This window comes from Kitasatospora sp. NPDC005856, from assembly GCF_040629945.1.
In the GTDB taxonomy this organism is placed as follows: Bacteria; Actinomycetota; Actinomycetes; order Streptomycetales; family Streptomycetaceae; genus Kitasatospora.
In genome coordinates, this window is the sequence record NZ_JBEXWT010000068.1 from 33,531 (window position 1) to 51,140 (window position 17,610).

Annotated in this window: 2 protein-coding genes and 1 pseudogene; 2 read left to right on the plus strand and 1 reads right to left on the minus strand. The window is 74.8% G+C overall.

Annotated features, from left to right (window positions below):
* Positions 1 to 9 precede the first annotated feature (9 nt).
* Entirely contained in the window at positions 10 to 14,301 is a 14,292-nt protein-coding gene (locus ABZ449_RS30950; protein ID WP_360352783.1) for a toxin glutamine deamidase domain-containing protein, read from the plus strand.
* 130 nt (positions 14,302 to 14,431) lie between these two features.
* Here the strand turns inward: ABZ449_RS30950 and ABZ449_RS30955 are convergent, their stop codons facing one another.
* The gene (locus ABZ449_RS30955; protein WP_360352785.1) at positions 14,432 to 16,402 is read right to left on the minus strand and encodes a hypothetical protein; all 1,971 of its coding nucleotides are present in this window, start codon (positions 16,400 to 16,402) and stop codon (positions 14,432 to 14,434) included.
* A gap of 249 nt (positions 16,403 to 16,651) precedes the next feature.
* On the opposite strand from ABZ449_RS30955, the pseudogene ABZ449_RS30960 reads away from it, so the two are divergent.
* A pseudogene (locus ABZ449_RS30960) lies at positions 16,652 to 17,610 on the plus strand (hypothetical protein); the annotation flags it as partial.

A 17,610-nucleotide genomic window follows, 5' to 3' on the forward strand; every position in this document is an offset into this window, starting at 1 on the left:
AAGCGTCCAGTGCCGTACCCGTCGATCGTCATCGACGATGGCTTCGCCGAGTTCTTCACCGTGGTGTCGGGCATGCCCTGGCCCAAGGTCATGGAAGGCGAACTGCGTGACGTCCGCGACGCGTACGAGGTGCTGGCGAAGGAGATACCCAAGCTCCACGAGCTGATCGCGACCGTCGCGATCAAGGCCCGGCAGGAGTTCGAGGGGAACGCCGCCGAAGCGTTCTCCGCCGCGATGAACGAGTTCATCGGCGTCGGCGGCGGGAAGGACCTGGTCAAGGGCGCGGCGGACACCGCCCAGGCACTCGCCGACTGCGCGGGCGACGTCGCCAACTCGGTCGAATACACCAAGGTGATGGCGATCGCGCAGCTCGTCCAGCTGCTGTTCGAGATCACCATGGCGACCCTGTGGGCGCCCTTCACCTTCGGCGAGAGCTTCGCCGGCCTGACGCTGAAGTACTTCTTCACCCGGCAGGCGCTGTGGATGCTGCTGAAGTACCTGCTCAAGTCGATCCTGATGCACACCTTCACGGGCATCGTGAGCGGCATGCTCCTGGACTCGGTCATCCAGGGCATCCAGATCTCGCACGGGGACCGCAAGCAGTTCGACCTCGGTTCGTTCAAGGAGAACGTGCTCAACGGCGCCATCGGCGGTGCGCTGGCCGGCCCGATCAACCTGCTCGGCATGGGCCTGGGCAAACTGATCGGCAACCTGCTCGGCAAGAACGCCGGAAAGGTGCTCTCCAAGGAACTGTCGTCCCTCCTGAAGGGCGGCGACAAGGAGGCGCTCAAGCACCTCCTGGACACCGTCACCAAGCAGGCCGGCGGCTCGGCGCTGGGCGACCTGGAGAAGGCGGGGGCCAGGAACCTCGGCAAGGCCGGTGGTTCGGCGCTCTCCGACCTCGGCGGGCGCGGCGCGGGGGCGGGCGCCAAGCTGCTGACCGGGGAACAGGCCGAGGCCTTCTCCCGGTCGCTCGGCAAGCACCTGCAGAACGTCGAACCCTGGCTGAAGCAGGGCTTCGGCAAGGCGGGCGCCGGGAGCGTCGCCGAGCGCTTCACCGAGAACCTCGCGGGCAGCTTCGAGAAGCACCTCGGGGAACAGCTGGGCACGGGCGCGGCGCGGAAGCTCGGCCAGGAGTACGCCGAGGCCTTCGCCGCCGGCTGGACCAAGCACGGCGCCGGCAACGAGTCGCTCGGGGCCGTGCTGCGTTCCGTCCTGGAACACGGCGGGTCGGGGATCGGGGAGCACGGCGTCTCCGCGCTCGCCGAGCACCTGCCCAGGCTGGCCGCCGCCATGGGCGAGGGCGACAAGCTCTACCGCCTGGGCTTCGCGATCGGCTCCCAGCTGACGGAGGGCGCGCAGGGCAACCTCGCCGAGGGCTTCTACAACCTCATCTTCGACGACAAGCACCAGTTCACGACCAGCGCCGCCACCTTCGGCGGGGGCATGGCCATGGGACTGCTCGGCAAGGGCCTGCACGCCGGATTCCACAGGCTCGGCGTCGGGCAGGCCTGGACCGCGTACGTCCAGAAGATCCAGTTCAGGGAGATCGCGGCCGGCGCGGGCGCCTACTTCCCGCCCCTGCACCCGATGAACCTGCTGTCGCTGGCCAGCAACCTCGCCGGCCACCCGGCGCCCTTCCCGGTGCCCCGACTCGGACCGAACCACGAGGAGGTGACAGCCGGTCACGTGCTCGGCCACTCGCGCGGGACGGGCGAGGCGCCGGACGTCGAGTACGCGGCGCTGTTCGCCAAGGCCTTCGGCCAGGCGGACCTGGAGACCCTGTTCGCCGACCCGACGCCCAAGCCGGTGCCGACCACGTCGAGCGGCGGCGGCGCCCCCGGCAGGCACGACGTCGCGACGGGCCCCGGGAAGGCGGAGACCTCCGGCGGCGGCAGGACCGAGCGTGCGGCGCCCGTCCCGACCGAGGGCGGCAAACCCGCCCCGGGACGGCCCGCGCCCGTCCGGACCGGATCCGGCTGGAGCGGCACCACCCTCGTCGACGAGCCGGTGAGCCCCGCCCGGCCGGGCCGGACCGTCGGCGGGGGCACCGTCGGCGGGGGCGGCGCCGGCGGCGCGGGGGAGACCGGGCGTACCCGCCACGCCGTCGCCACCGGAAGCCCGACCGGCCGTCCGGACCCCGAGCACGGCACCCCGCCCGCCCGGCAGCAGGACGACCACACCCCGCGGCCGCCGTCCCGCCGCCGCGACGAGTACGAGAACGAGTACGGGAGCGAGAGCGACCACGACGGCTCCGGTCAGGACGCCCGGAACAGCCCGAACACCCCGGCCGGCCCGGAACCGGCCGCCAAGCGTCCCCGGCCCGACCAGGAGCGGTCCCTCGACGGCCGCCCGCCCTTCGACCAGGACGGCGACGCCCCGCGCCCGCCGCGCCCGCTGGACGGCTTCCTGCACGAGTTCTCCGACGGCGGCTACGGCACCCCCGACCCGGCGGCCCGGCACGCCCTGGAACAGGCGCTGACCGGCCCCGACGGCCCGAGGAGGTTCGCCCACCCCAGGGAGTTCGTCCGGCTGGTCAACCCGGAGGACGGCGGCGACAGCCTGCTCGGGGACGTCAACTGCGTGGCGGCCGCGATGGCCTTCCACGCCACCTTCCACGGCGACCCGCGGACGGCCCTCGCCCTGTCGCAGCGTCACCTGGGCGCCGTCACCGACGCCCAGAACTGGACCGGCCACCCGGCCGAGTACCTCGGCCTCGGCACCGCCGGCCTGAGCGAGGTCGCCCGCCGGGTCACCGAGGGCGGCCCCGGCTCGGCGGCGATGGTCTTCGCCTGGACCGAGGGCGGCAGGGGCCACGCCTGGAACCTCGCGAACGTCCCCGGCGAGGGCCTGGTCTGGGTCGACGCCCAGCAGGGACTGCACTCCCCGGGTGACCGCCCGCTCCCGCGGGACGTCACCCGGGTCTGGGCGATCACCCTCGACCCCCGGAACCGGCCGGTCCGCGGCGAAGGCGGCTTCAACGCGGCCGCGCCGCACCCGGACGAGCGGTCGGCCCGGCCGACCCCGGCGGAGGCCTTCACCGGTACGGACGGCCCCTCGAACCCCGCCCCCCACCCCACCGAGCCCGTCACCGAGGCCTTCCCGGCACCCGGCGAGCGGGTGCGCGTGAACGGGGACGGCCTCTGCCTGCTCACCTCCGTCGCCACCAGCCGGCCCGACGCGGTGCACCGGGTCCTGACCGAGCACGGCGCGACCGGTTCGGGCTCGCGCGGCCCCCTGCCCCCGACGCCCGAGGCGATGAAGCGGGCGGTGAGCGAGCACCTGCTCCGGCAGGGCCCGGAGAAGCTGCCGCCGGAGGTCACCCGCGGCTACCGCAAGACCGTCACCCGGGAACTCGGCGAGCGGCTCTCCGGGCAGAGCCGCCCCGAGCTGCTCGACGGCCTGCTCGGCCTCGGCGTCGGCGGCGTCACCACCCACGAGGTCGTCCCCGCCCCGCTGCTCCGCGAGCGCTACGTGACCGCGCTCGCCCACGAACTCGCCGGCTCCGGCGGGGACCCGGCCGCCGCCCGGGCGCAGGCCGAACGGAGCGTCACGTGGAAGTTCAAGGACCCGCGGGAGCAGGCGGCCGCCGAGCGGTACCTGCGCGACCACGGCCTGGAGCCCGCGACCGACCCGCACGAGCTGCGCCGGCAGTACGTCGACGAGCGGGTGGCCCGCGGCGAGGCCCGGGACACCGTCGAGCACGAGGTGGGCTGGAACTTCGCGGACGCCTCCGTCGGCCCCCGGGAGCAGTTCGAGTTCCTGCTCGGCCGCCCCGAACAGATCGGGCTGCACGACCTCTCCGACGACCGGCTCGCCGACCTCCAGGTCTGGCACCGGACCGTCTCGGACACGCCGCTCACGCCCGAGGAGTTCGCCGGCCTCCGGGACGCCGTCGAGAACTGGGAGCACTCCTGGTGGCAGGGGCTCGGCGAGACCTTCCCGCCGCTGCTGGCCGACGCCCTCGGCCTGCGCCTGCGCATCCTCGGCCCGGACGGCCTCGGCGGCCACACCGAGTACCTGCGGTACGGCCCCCGGGACGGCCACCGGGTGACGGTCTACTACAACGGCGCCGACCACTACGACGCCAGCCGCCCGCCCGCGGCGGCGCCGTCGGTGAGCACCGCGCCCCCGAAGCACCCGACCGGGCACGACGGCCCGGTGCTCCCGCCCGCCCCGCACAGCGTGCCCACCGTCAGCGGCCACGACCGGCCCGGCCCGTCGGCGGAGCCGCCGAAGCCGGAGTCGACGTCCGATTCGACGTCCGATTCGACGTCCGATTCGACGTCCGAGACGCGACCCGAGGCGGGGCCCGAGCCGACGTCCGCGCCGAATCCCGAACCCGAACCAGGGCCCGCGACTTCGGCGCCGCACCGGTCGGAGGCGCCGAGCATCGTCATCACCGAGGCGGAGCACGACCCGCTGCTCCACCCCGCGACGCCCTCCCCGCCGGCGTCCGTCCTCGCCGTGTCCGTCTCCTCCACGGAGTCCGGCGGCCCGCACCCGCAGGATCCGGCGTTCACGCCGAAGAAGCCGCTCGGCCCGGACGAACTGCGCCTGCCGCCCGCCCGGATCACCGACCACCGGCGGCTGTCCGCCTCCGACCTCGTGGTCGGCCTGCACCAGGACGACACGACCGTCCTCCAGCACATCACCGAGCTCTTCGAGGGCAGGTTCAAGGACGACCTGCCCGCCGCGCGGACGATGGCGAAGGACTTCTTCGACCCCGCCACCCTGCGCCCCCGGCTGGCCGCGCTCTCCCGCGGCGACGTCTGGGAGGCGAGGTTCGAGACCGACGGCTGGTCCGGGAAGATCACCGTCCGGGCCGCCGTCGAGGACCTGCACCACCAGGAGACCGCCCCCGGCGTCGAGTTCGAGAACGGCTCCGACCGGCACGCCTCGATCGGCCTCCAGGACGACGGCCTGAAGCGCTTCAACGCCGGAGTGCAGGCCAAGCTCAAGGTGGGCAGGGCCGACCTCACCGAGACCGTCGGCTACCAGCACGACGAACTGCACGGCAACCTGTCGGCCGAGGCCGGCCGCTCCATCGCCCGCGGCAAGACCGTCGAGCCCGGTGCCCTGTTCGCCGGAAAGCTGCGCCTGGTCCTGGACTTCACCGAACTCGGCCACCACGGGCGGCCCGTCGCCCCCGGGGGCGGGGAACGGGTCCGGCGGCTCGACATCGGCGTCACCGTCGGCATCCCCGTCCGCGACACCCTGGACTCCCACGGCGCCCCGGTGCCGCTGGACCAGGAGAAGCTCTTCGCCCCGCCGCAGCGCGTCGTGGACGGCCACCGGCTCGGCGGCTCCGACATCGTCCTCGACGTCTCCACCCACCGGCACGGCCGGCCCGACTCCGAGCGGCCGGTGCAGGAGATCCTCGACGGCGTCGAGGACACGGCCGAGGGTGTGCTCGGCGGCATCTGGCCGAAGCTGCGCGAGAAGATGACCGCCGAGCTCGACCTGACCCGGCTCCAGCAGGACCTCAAGAGCATGATGTCCGGCGAGCCGACCCGGATCGAGGTCGTCGACGACACCGGCCTGGTGACCGGCTCGGTCGAGATCACCGCCTCCGTCAAGGCCATGCGGCAGGTCGGCGGGACCGCGCAGACCGAGTTCAACGTCGGCACCGGCGTGCAGCGCGTCCGCAGCGTGCAGGACACCGGCAGCGACGGCCTCCAACTCCCGCTGCCCGGCGTTCTCTCCGGCAGCGCGGTCGACACGTCGACCGGCTCCGGCGGCGGTGGCCTCCAGCTCGTCCGGGACAAGGTGCGGATCTCCGGCAGCAGCCAGGAGACCCTGCTCACCACCAAGACCAAGGGCCCGGGCGTCGTCTACGAGGGGCGCGGCGAGCTCACCCTCTCCTTCGAACGGAGGTCGCCGCTCGGGACGGCCACCGACACCGCGAGGACCGCGATCGACTTCCGGGCCCTGATCGAGCAGAGCGAGACCCGCCCGGTCAAGCAGGAGGGCACCGGCGACCCGACCCTCTTCGTCGCCACCGAGGCGCCCGGCCCGGGCACGCCGAAGACCTTCGAGCCCGGCACCGAGGTCCCCAGCCCGCCGGACGGCGTCTGGCAGCGCCCCGACCGGACCGGCGGCGGCTTCAGCGACACCACCACCGTGCGCGACCTGCCCACCGTGCAACCGCTGCACCAGGGCGTCGACGAGCTGGGCCGGCGGGTGCTCGGCGGCTCCTGGAAGGACGTCAGGGACGGGATCCGGCAGCTCTTCAGCCATCCGATGGTCGCCTCGCACCTGACCTCGATGACCCGCGGTGTCCCGCTGGAGGCCCCCGAGCGGCTGGCCGCCACCCTGCTGGAGCACGGCGTCAAGGTCTCGGCCACCGCCCACGTCACGGAGCTGGACCACAAGCGCTCCAACGCCAAGGCGGAGCTCAACCCGGTCGACGAGACCACCTCCTTCACGGCCGGCCGCCGCCTGATCTCCGACACCAGGTCCGTCCAGGGCGCGGGCGGCGGGAGCGTCGGCCTCGGCGGGAGGAACACCGCCGAGATCAGCGGCGGCTACGCGCGCCAGGTCCGCGACCGCGACGGCTGGCGCGACGGCAACTCGCAGAAGGTGTACGCCAACGGCAAGTACGCCCGCCCGCAGGAGATCTACGACGCCGGGATCGCCGTCCGGGTGAGGCTGACCGTCGACGGCGAGGACCACGAGGTCACCGTCCCGATCCGGGCCGAGGTCAGCCTGGACGCCGGGGAGACCGGCCGGTACACCGTCGGCGCCGACGGCCGGGCCCACTTCACCGGGCCCGGCACCGGCACCCCGGTCACCCACCGGGGCCCCGCCGAGCGGCACGACCCGCCGCACCGGATCACCGACCGCGGGGCGCTCAGCGCCTCCGACGTGGTGCACAGCCTCGGCCGCGGCGACGTCGAGGTGCTCAAGGGCATCGAGGACACCCTCGGGCGCGAGTTCGGCTCGGTGCCCGACGACGTGCTGATGAAGATGAAGAACCGGTTCGACCCGTTCGCGCTGAAGCCGCAGCTGTCCAAGCTCAGCCGCGGCGGGAAGATCACCGAGCACGTCACGATCAACGGCTGGGACACCACCGTCACGGTCGAGGCCGGCCTCGACAAGGACTTCCGGCACACCGACACCGTCGAGAAGTTCGAGTTCGAGCTGGGCACCCAGACCCGGGTCTCCTCGGGCGTCAGCAAGGACCGGCGCGTGCGCGACGTGTTCTCCCTGCCCACCCGCTTCAAGCTGCCGTACGTCGACCTCGGCCTCAACCTCGCCCGCCGCAACGACTACGCCCACGGCTCCACGGTGGACACCACCGGCGCCACCGTCAGCAAGGGCAAGACCGTCGAACCGGCCGGACTGTTCAGCGGCACCGCCGACTTCACCGTCCACGTCGAGGCCAGGAGGCTCGGCCAGAAGGTCACCGCGCCGGACGTCCACGTGCCGGTCGACATCACCGTGGCCGTCCCGCTGCGCGACGCCCCGCCGCACGGCTCCACCGAGGCCGCGGCCCTCGCGAAGCCGCTCGACCCGCCCGCCCGCGTCGAGCGGACCCACCGGCTGGGCTCCTCGGACGTCGTCACCGACGTGTACCCGCTGCGCCCGCGTGACGGCGGTGGTCCTCGCCCGGTGGGGTGGGACCACCGGTCCGTCGGCGAGAGCGCCGTCGACCGGATCGACCGGCGGGGATCCACGGCGCTCGGCTCGGACTGGGCCGGGACGAAGGAGAGGATCCTCGCCGAACTCGACGTCACCAGGCTCCAGCCGCAGCTGAAGTCGATGATGTCCGGCCACGAGATCGTGGTGAAGCACGGCCGCAGCACCGTCCGGATCACCGCCGGGGTCTCCCGGCTGGAGCACACCGGCGAGACCTCGCAGACCGAGTTCAACACCGGCACCCAGGTGCAGCGCACCTTCGCGAGCTCCGACGGCGTCACCAGCTACGGCGCCGGCCGCGGCAGCACCGTCACCGTCTCGGTCCAGGGCACCAGCAACCCGCTGCCGGTCGGCCCGGCCGTCACCGCGGGTGGTCAGGTGAGCCACTCCTGGGGCCACGACCGGTTCGACGTCCAGGCGCAGCGGACCACCGCGGGCGCGGCGACCAAGGCCAAGCTCCCCGGCAGCGTCCACACCGGCGAGGCGACGCTCTACTTCCGGATGGAGCGGCGGCCGCTGATCTCCCTCGGGGACCCGAACCGGCTGGTCGCGCCGGGCCGGAACCAGGCGCCCGGGACGGCCTTCGAGCACGTCAGGTCGGCCGCCGGGCAGGCCTGGCGGGAGCTGCGGAAGCTCGGCACCACCGTCCACACCGTCGACACGGCGAAGATCGGCTTCGAGGTCGCCGTCGAGGCGGGGGAGGGGCGTCCGGCCAAGGGGCCGAAGCCAGCGGCGTTCGAGGCACCGGAGCACCGCACCGGGCAGGCCGGCGGCCCGGCTCCCGGCGAGCCCGCGGTGGAGACGGTGGTCAAGGCGCCGCCGGCGCGGGTCTGGAACGAGGGCCTGCGCGACATCGACGTCATGCGCTGGCTCGGCGACTCCTCCGGTGTGCAGGACATCCTGCGGCTGCGAGGACGCGAGTTCTTCGGCTCCCGCACCTGGGACCGGATGGAGAGCCTGGCCCGCAACACCACCGACCACGCCCGGCTGTCCAGCCACTTCGGCACGGCGACCCGGGGCGAGGAGATCACCACGCCGTCGCCCGGCCGGCGGCCGCTGGTGTCGGACGGCGGCGTGAAGGTGAACCTGAAGGTCCTGCAACTGGAGTACGACCGCACGGACGGCAAGGTCGAGCTCAGCCCCTCCAACGCGACCTCGACCAGCGCCACCAGGACCAGGCTCGACTGGTCGATGTGGGGCGGGCAGGTCCAGGGCGGGGTCAAGACCGACCTGGGCCCGGTCGAGGGCACCTTCCAGGGCATCGTCGGCGGCTCGCACCGCAACCGCGACGGCCTGTCGCTGGGCAACACCGGCCAGGTGGTCTCGCACGCGAAGTTCAACACGCCGATGGCGCGCTACGACGGCTTCGCCGAGGTCGAGGTCGTCTTCTTCAAGGGCGACCAGGAGATGGTGGAGAAGGGCGTCATCCCGATCACCGTCGACATCCCCGAGCGGGAGACCGTCGACGCCGAGGTGATGAGCGACCACTACCTCACCTTCAGCGAGGAGAACCCCGACGGCCTCGCCACGCCGAAGCACCCGGCCCCGAAGGCCGAGGCTGCGCCGGAGCACCACCAGCAGCCGGGGCACGACGGGCAGCCCGGGCACCCCGAGCAGGCGGCGCCGCCCGCGGACCGGTGGTCGCGGGCCGCGCGGGTGCCGCGCGGCGAACCGAGGCCGATCGTGCCCGAGCCCCACCCCGGGACGGCCGACGGCCCGCGCGGCCCGGGCGACAAGGCGGGTGGCACAGCGGCCGGCACGGCGGGTGGGAAGGGCCGGCCGGGCGGTGACGGGCCGCGGCCGGCGCCCGGCCCCAGCACGTCGAGCCGGTACCGCCGGCTGAAGCACTCCGGCCCCAGCCCCAGCCAGTCCATGGACGACCGGCGGCTGCGGCCGCGTCTGTCGACCGGCGGTCACGACCCCTTCCACGTCACCGCGGAGGGGCCCGTCCAGACCGCTTCGCCCGAGGGGTCGCCGGAGCTGCGGCCCTCGCAGCGGATCCTGGCGGACCGGCTCACGAGCCTGGACGAGGCGTCGGGCGGTCTGACCGCGCTGCGGGAGTCGGACTCCGAGTCGGACACCGGCTCCGAGGCGTCCTTCATGTCCCTCGACACGGTCTGGGAGAGCGGCGACGACCCGTCGCCGAACCCGGAGCTGTGGAAGGACGGCGCCTCGTACCTGACGCCGTTCCTGCCCTCCTCCAGGGACGCCGACGGCAACCTGGTCCACCGCGGCGACGTCGAGGAGACGTCGATCGGCGGCCAGGGCTTCGTGCGGCTCTACGTGGTGTCCTCCGGGGACACCCCGCCGCTCGGTCTGCGCGACGGCGGTGCCCTGGAACTGCACACCGGGGACGAGCACGCGCTGCTGGTCATCGGCAGCGAGGACACCGCGGTGCGCGTCGCGACCGGCCTCACCGGTGGTGACCCGGGCCGTTCGGCGATCTCCTCGGTCCTGGTGGACCGCTCGGTCGCGGTCGGCCTGAGCCTGGCGGCCGGGGCCGGCAAGGAGGGGAAGGTCACCTCCGCGTACTCGCTCAGCGAGGCGAACGTGGTGCGCGCGGACCGGGAGGCGCTGTCCGACGCGCTCCGGCAGGCGGTGGGGGCCTCGCTGCGGCACTTCGGCGGGGAGGAGCACCACAACCGCTCCGGGGGTGGACCCTCGGCTCCCGCCGGAGGGCTTCCGGCAGGAGCCGTCCGGACCTGGAAGGCCCACGAGAACCCGTACCCCAAGCAGGAGTTGAAGGACCAGGCCGAGGTCGGGGCGCACCTGGCGAAGGTTGCCGGCCTGCGCGCCGAGTGGGCCGGGCACGTCGCCACCTGGGAGCAGTACGTCCAGCGGGCGGACCGGCGCACCGGCCACCCGATGCTGGACCCGAACGTCGCCGCGACCAGGAGCCTGGACGACCGGGTCACGGAGCTGAAGGCGTTCCTGAAGGACCACGGGGTCGCCGACCAACCCACCGCCGGGACGGTGAAGCTGGGCCGGTGGATCACCAAGGCCGACCACAAGATGCGGCAGGTGGCGGACTGGATCGACGCGGCCGACCACGTGACGAAGGCCCTGACGGAGGGGCAGAAGCTCCAGGCCGGGCTGCAGGAGCTGCCACCGCCCGGACAGGTGCCCGGCACGGCCCGCCACCGGCTGGAGGACGAACAGCTGGAGATCCGCCAGCAGAAGGCGGCGAACGACCTCGCAGGCCTCTGGGACGCACCGGGGAAGACCTCCGCCGAGGACCTGGTCGACGCGATCGGCGCGGCGCTGAGGGAACCGCTCCGGGCCCGCCCGCAGGAGGCGGTCGAGCTGGTGAAGGCCCTGCGGAAGTACGCGGAGGACCACGCTCCCCGGGACCTGCTCGGCAGCCGTACGCTCAGCGGCTACGCGGTGGGCCTGGTTCTGTCCGCCGAGGCCGGTAACGACCGGAACTCCCTCGCGGAACTGGTCACCGGGAACCGGGCGCTGCTGTCGCGCCAGCTGACCCGGGTGGCTCTGCTGACCGGGGCCGCGGGCGCCGTCCCCGCTCCGCGGACGCTCGGCGACTACCTCGACGGGCACCACGCGGGCGAGCCGGACCAGGGCCTCGGCGAAACCCTGCGCAAGCTCGCCGACCTCAGCCGGAACGCCGCCGGGATTCCCAGGCTGACCGCCGGGACCCTGACGCCGGCGGTCATCGGGGCCATCCGCCACGACCTGCGCCAGCTGCTGGTGTTCGACCAGGTGCGGCGGATGGCCAAGGCCGGGGAGGGCGTCGCCCCGCCCGGCATGAAGCACGACTCCGGCGAGCTGTTCTTCGACCCCTTCGGCGATCTCGGGCGGCGCCACCGGGCACTGCTGGACGTCCTGGGGGACGACGCGAGGTTCGGCGACGTGTTCCTCGCCGCCGACAAGGCCCACACCGCCGCGGTGGAGGCGCACCGCAAGGCGGAGGCGGCCAAGTACCCGGGCGCCTCGGTGGGTGACCTGTTCCAGGGGCGCAAGCCGGAGGACGTCGACGACTCGATCACGAGTGCGCTGGAGAAGAGCCGGAAGAAGGAGCTCTACCCGGAGCCGGAGCCGGACCCGGGCGCGGACCCGGGGCCCGCGCCCGAGGCGCCGAGGCCCGGCGAGACGGCGCCGGTGATCCCGACGACCCGCCCCGACAGCTCGGTGATCCGCGGACCGAAGCTCGGCGTGGACTCCGCCGCCTACCGGGAGGCGCTGCTGCTGACCCCGCACGTCCCCAACGAGCGGGTCGTCACCGTGGAGTCAGGCCCGCACGGCCCGGTGTTCGTCACCGACCGGGGCGAGGTCCGGCAGCTGACCCCGGAGGCGTTCGCCGAGGCCCTGGAGCGGCTCGGCGTGCGCCGGGACGAGACGGTCACCCTCCACTTCACCGGTGAGCGGCTGGAGAACGACGTGCGGCAGAAGCTGGTCGACCACGCCTCGGCACGGCTGGGCGCCCGGGTGCGGACCGATCTGATCGGCGGCGCGCGGACCGACGGGAGCCTGCCCCAGTACACCGAGGCCGGGGTGCTGATCCCCGGAGAGGTCCCCGACCACGGACTCGTCCGGGACCTGGAGAAGCTCCCGGGGCTCGCGGACTCCAAGCTGCTCGTGCTCACCGCGCAGGGCGGCGGCATCGTCGACCACACGGGCGGGCCCCTGACACCGGCCAAGGCCGTCGAGATCCTCTCGGCGAACGGCGCCGGGCCGGGGACCCCGGCCCTCGCCGTGGTGATCACCGGTGAGGAGGGCACGATCGACGACAAGGCCCGCAAGGCCTTCGGCAAGGAGCTCAGCACCGCACTGAAGGACGCGGGCACCCGCGTCGAGGTGCGGATCGCGCTCCGGGACGAGCGGGTGGCGCGCTACCGGGACGGCAGGCTGGTAGCGGAAGGCCACGTCAAGGAGCCCGACGCCCGGACCTGGGAGGGCGCCGGCCTCGACGGCGGCGGGCGGCGGGGCGGCTACCGCAGCGGCGAGGTCGAGGTCGAGGTCGAGACGACCCGGGACGGGCTCGGGTTCCTCTTCGCCGACCTGGACGCGGCGACGCCCGGCGGCGTCCGGAACCTCGACGGCTTCCGGAACCTCGACGGGAACCGGGTGTACCTCGACTACACCCAGCAGAGCCGCTCCGGGCTGACCACCCGGCACGACGACGCGGACGTGCCGTGGGCCCGCGCCATGCGCGAGAACCTCCCCGACGGGACCCCGAAGCAGGTCGCGGTGGTCGTGGTCGACGACCGGCGCGGTGGACTGACCGTCACCTCGAAGGACGGCGGGACGGTGACCCTGCCCTGGCGGGACGGTGCGAGCCTGATCGGGCACGTCCTCGGGGAGAGCGGCTTCCCGCCGTCCGGGGAGGTCGGCCTGGTCGGCCTGCACGGCGACCTCGCCGAGGGCCCGCACATGGAGCAGCTGGCGCGCTGGATCGCCGCCGAGACCGGCCGGACGGTGCACTTCAAGGCCAACCCGATGCGGACGGAACCGCTGCCCGGGGATCCGAACGGCGCCACCACGCTGGCCGTGACGGCCCGGCACGGCCACGACCTGCCGCCGCGCGACCACCGGACCTCGCCGTCGGACTTCGACACCGGGAAGTTCCGGGAGAGCGGCTTCTTCGTCACCCACAGCGTGGGCGGGCAGGACGGACCGGTCCTGCCCCTGAGGATCCCGCTGCCGGACCGCTCCACGGTCTCCTACCCGATCTACTCGCGGCCGGTCGGAGGCCGCCCGTCCGAGCAGGTCGGCCGGAGCACCTGGAACCTCGAGGACCAGTGGAGGTTCTGGGGCTTCGACGACGCCGTCCCGATGGACGTGCCGTACATCGGGGTCGTCGACAAGCCCGGCCGGGAGAGCCTGCCGAACAGCCGGGTCCACGACAGGACGCTCGGCGCCGTCGGCGTCTTCAAGGGCGTCGGGATCAACTGGGACCCGGACGCGCGCCAGTACGTCGACGAGGGGCACGGCCTGGGCCCCACCGCCCTGACGGAGGTCGGCAGCCACACCCCGGGCAGCTACTCCGTGACGGTCCGGATGGAGGGCGAGGCGCTGGGCCGCTCCGTCCGCCGGCGGGCCAGCTTCTCCCACGTCGACGTCAACACGCTGGGCGTCGGCGCCCAGCGCCGGCAGCACGTCGACGTGCTGCTCGCCCGCTGCTTCGCCTCGCAGAAGGACCTGGCGTCGACCTTCGCGGCCTCGGCCAAGGTGCGGACCGTCGCGGTCGACGGCCTGCTCTGGAACACCTCCGAGCCGGGCCTGATCGAGCAGGCCGTCACCCAGCCCCCGGGCAAGGTGCTCTGGGTGGAGAAGGGCAAGAAGGTCACCCACTACCGGGCGGACGGCACCGACGAGGCGCAGCCGGGCGGTCCGAACGCCCCCGCGCCGCCGCTGAAGCGGTCCAGTACGAGCACCAGCAACGTCACCGCGACGCCCACACCGAGGCCGCCCGACACGCCGAGCCCGGTGAGCGCGCCGAGCCCGGCGGCCGCGGACCCCGGAGCCGGGCCGAGCGGGCCGCAGCCCAGGCCGATCGATCCGTTCGACCCGGACCAGCCCGTCTCCCGCGGCGGTCCCGGGCCGGAGCACGGCGGCCCGCCCGCCGCCGTCGCGGCCGAGGACGAGGACGGTCCGGCCGGGGCGGGGCTGGCCGACCTGGTCTTCCAGGAACTGACGAGATGAGCGCCGGGTCCACGGGCACCGCCGCCCGCGGCCCGTCGACCCGTCCACCGGGCCGGGGCCTCGGCGTGCGGCCCCGGCCCCGGCCGCGTCGGCAGCGTGCCGAGGAGGCGCCGGGGCCGGGTCAGTCCGGTCAGCCGGTGTGCCGGCCGCGGCGGCGCTCGCGGGCCAGGCCGACTGCGAGCCCGCCCACGACCAGCGTGCCGCCGGCGACGGTGAGCGCGGTGGACAGGTCGCCGGAGCCGGTCGCGGCCAGGCTGCTGCCGGGCGGCTCGGTGGCGGCGCCCGCGGCGACCGCCGCCGGGGTGCTGCCGGTGGCGGAGGGCGTGGGGGTACCGGTGCCGGTGGCGGTGGTCGCCGGGGCGGTCGGCGGCGCGGACCTGGCACCGGCGGTCGGCCCGGCCGTCGGACTGCCGCTCGGGGCCGCCGCCGGAGTGGTGGCCGGGGCCGTCGTCGGGGCCGTCGTCGGGGCCGGCTCGGGGGCGGAGCCGCCGCGCTCCGCGAGCTGCTGGGCGTACAGGCTCCCGGGCCGCACCGGGGTGCCGGTGGAGACCAGCACGCCGCTCTGCTTTCCCTCCACCGGGGTGCCGCGGGTGCCGAAGGCCCAGTTGTGGGCGGTGGGCGGGTTCTCCACGCCGTAGTAGCCGACGTCGGCGTTCCACATCACCTGGTTGGCACCCGCCCAGCCCTGCCCGGAGCCCGCGTTGGAACGGTTGGTCAGGGCGAGGTCGTCGTTGGGGCCCCGCGAGTGGAGCATGGTGATGTCGTCGTACAGGGTGCCGGTGGCCCAGCGCTGGTGCGGCCCGGCGTCCAGGCGGAAGCCGCCGACGTTGTCCGAGGTGCAGTGCGAGAACACGTTCGGCCCGGCGACCCGGGCCCCGGTCAGCCAGGCGTGCAGGTTGCTGCCGCTCACCCTGCAGTTGACCACCAGGCTCTGCTGACCGTCGATGCTGTAGGCGCCGGGCTGGGCGAAGGGCGCGCGCTGGGGGATCGCCTGCTCCATGCCCGTCGCTGAGGTGTCGGTGACGGTGACCCGGGAGGCGGTGGCGCCGATCGAGCCGATGCCCGCGCCGAAGCGGTCGGCGGCGAGGTCCCGGGCCCAGGCGTCCTGGACGGCGGCGAAGTGGACGAACCGGGAGGCGGAGTAGCCGTGTTCCTCGTACCCCGGGGTCCGGACGAAGGCCGAACCGTCCGCGCTGAGGCCCTCGACGCCGACCTGGGTGATCCGGCCGGGGAAGTCGTACGCCCACACCTTGGCGTGGGTGTACTCCTTCTCCAGGGCGTTGGTCAGCGGGACGTCCAGGGTGATCCGGTTGCCGTCGACGGCGGTGACGGTGCGCTGGAACCGCAGCCCGTCGTTGGGGGTCCAGGGCTTCGACGGGGTGCCGTCCTGGCGCGGCGGGATGCGGTCCATGCCGATCGCCCTGATCCAGGCGTCCTCCTGGGGCCGCTGGACGACGATGTCCTGTCCGACCTTGAGCCCGGCGGCCGAGTCGAGGGTCAGCGTGGTCCCACCCACCGGGACGTAGGCGTCGGTGACGGTGTGTTCGGCGCCGCTCCTGCGCGGCTCGCCCTCGCCGGACAGCTCCACCAGCGGACGGGGCTGGCCGGAGGCCACCAGCTTCGTGCCGCCCGCGCCGCTGCCCGCGCCGCGCAGCACCACCCCGGAGGCCTTGATCCGCAGCGGCTTGCCGACCCGGTACGTTCCGGCGTTCAGCAGCACGGCCCCGCGCAGACCGTCCGACCCCTGCGGCAGCGCGGCGACCCTGTCGAGTGCCTGCTGGATGCGGTCGCCGTCGTCGCCGTTCGGGGCCGGGTCCAGGGTGACGGCGACCCTGGCGGTCGGCAGCGGCCGGGTGCCGTTGCGGTAGCCGGCGTAGCTGAAGTCGGGGATCCGGTTTCCCTGGGCGTCCTGGCCGTAGACCAGGCGGCCGCCCGCGAACGTCAGCCAGTCCGTGGCGTCGGGCGCGGCCCTGCCGGGGGTGGGCCGCGGGTCGGCGGCGAGGGCCGCCGGTGCCGCCCAGGCGGCGCCCAGTCCGGCCAGCGCGGACACGGCGACGGCGGCTCGCAGGGCGGTGCGCCGGCGGGCGCGGTGTGGGGACATGGACTCTCCTCGGTCGGGACCTGGAATCGGGACCTGAAAAAGGTCGACAGTGTGAACGCCCCGTCCCCGTCCGTCGGTTCACCGCCGAGGGTGGTCCGGGGGCGGTGGCCGGCGCCCGCCGTCCGAAGGATCCGGCCGCGACGGTGAACCCCGGACCGGGGTCCGTCCGTGCTGTGTGCGGGTCGAACCGTCGGCACGTCGTCGGACGCCCCGTGGAAGCGGAAACCTCGACGGATCCAGGGAGCTGTGGTGGGCACGGGCCAGAACGCGAGCGGCGGCGAATCGACCGGGTACCAGCTGCCGGCGGTCGCCTGGTTGATGGAGGAGGGCGACGAGGCGGACGCGGCGGAGCCTGCCGCCGTCACCGGGCCGGGCCCGGCGGCGTCCGCGCCGCGCACCCGCTTCCCGTCCGCTCCGGTCGGCGCGGGGGCGGAGCCCGTCGCGGCCGGGCCCGCCGGGTTCGGCGCGGCGGGCTTCGGCCCGGCGACCGCCGCCGGGCCGGTGTCCGCGACCGCCGCCGAGCCGGGTGCCCCCGAGCCGGGTGCCCCCGAGCCCGCGGCCGGAGCCGAGTCGGCGGCCGGCCGGACCGGGGCCCTCGGTGCCGCCAGGCTGAACGCGCTGCGGCGGGCCTTCCTCCAGGCCCCCGCCCGCGCGGCACGCGGCCTCGCCCCGGCCGCCCCCGCCCGCGCGGTCGCCGCAGCCGGCCCCGAAGCCCTCGGGCCCGCCGCCGCACCGGCCGCCGAGGAGCGGACCGGTCGCCTGCGCGGCCTGCCCCGCCCGGCGGTCGCGGCCGCCGCCGTGGGCGTGGTGCTGATGGGCCTGCCGCTGGTCCTCGGCCGGGGCGACGGCGGTGCCGACCCGGTCGAGTCGCTCGGCGCCCCCGGAACGAGCCGCGCCGACACGACGGTTCCGGACGCCGAGGTGTCCGGAACGCCCGCCGAGACCCCCGCCGAGACCCCCGCCGGGACGCCGTCGGCCGGCGCCGACCCGACCACGGCTCCCGTCGGGACACCGATCGACCCGGCCGCCACCGGGCTCCCGGTCACCGGCCCGCCCGTCCCCGGCCCGCCCGGCGTGCAGCCCGCCGTGCCCGTCCCGGCCGGCGGGGTGTCCCTCGTCCAGCCCGTCGGCTCGGCACCCGTCGTGCGCTCCGCGGCGGGGACCGCCCCCGGCCCCGCCCCCGGCGGCGCGCCCCAGCCCCCGGCCCA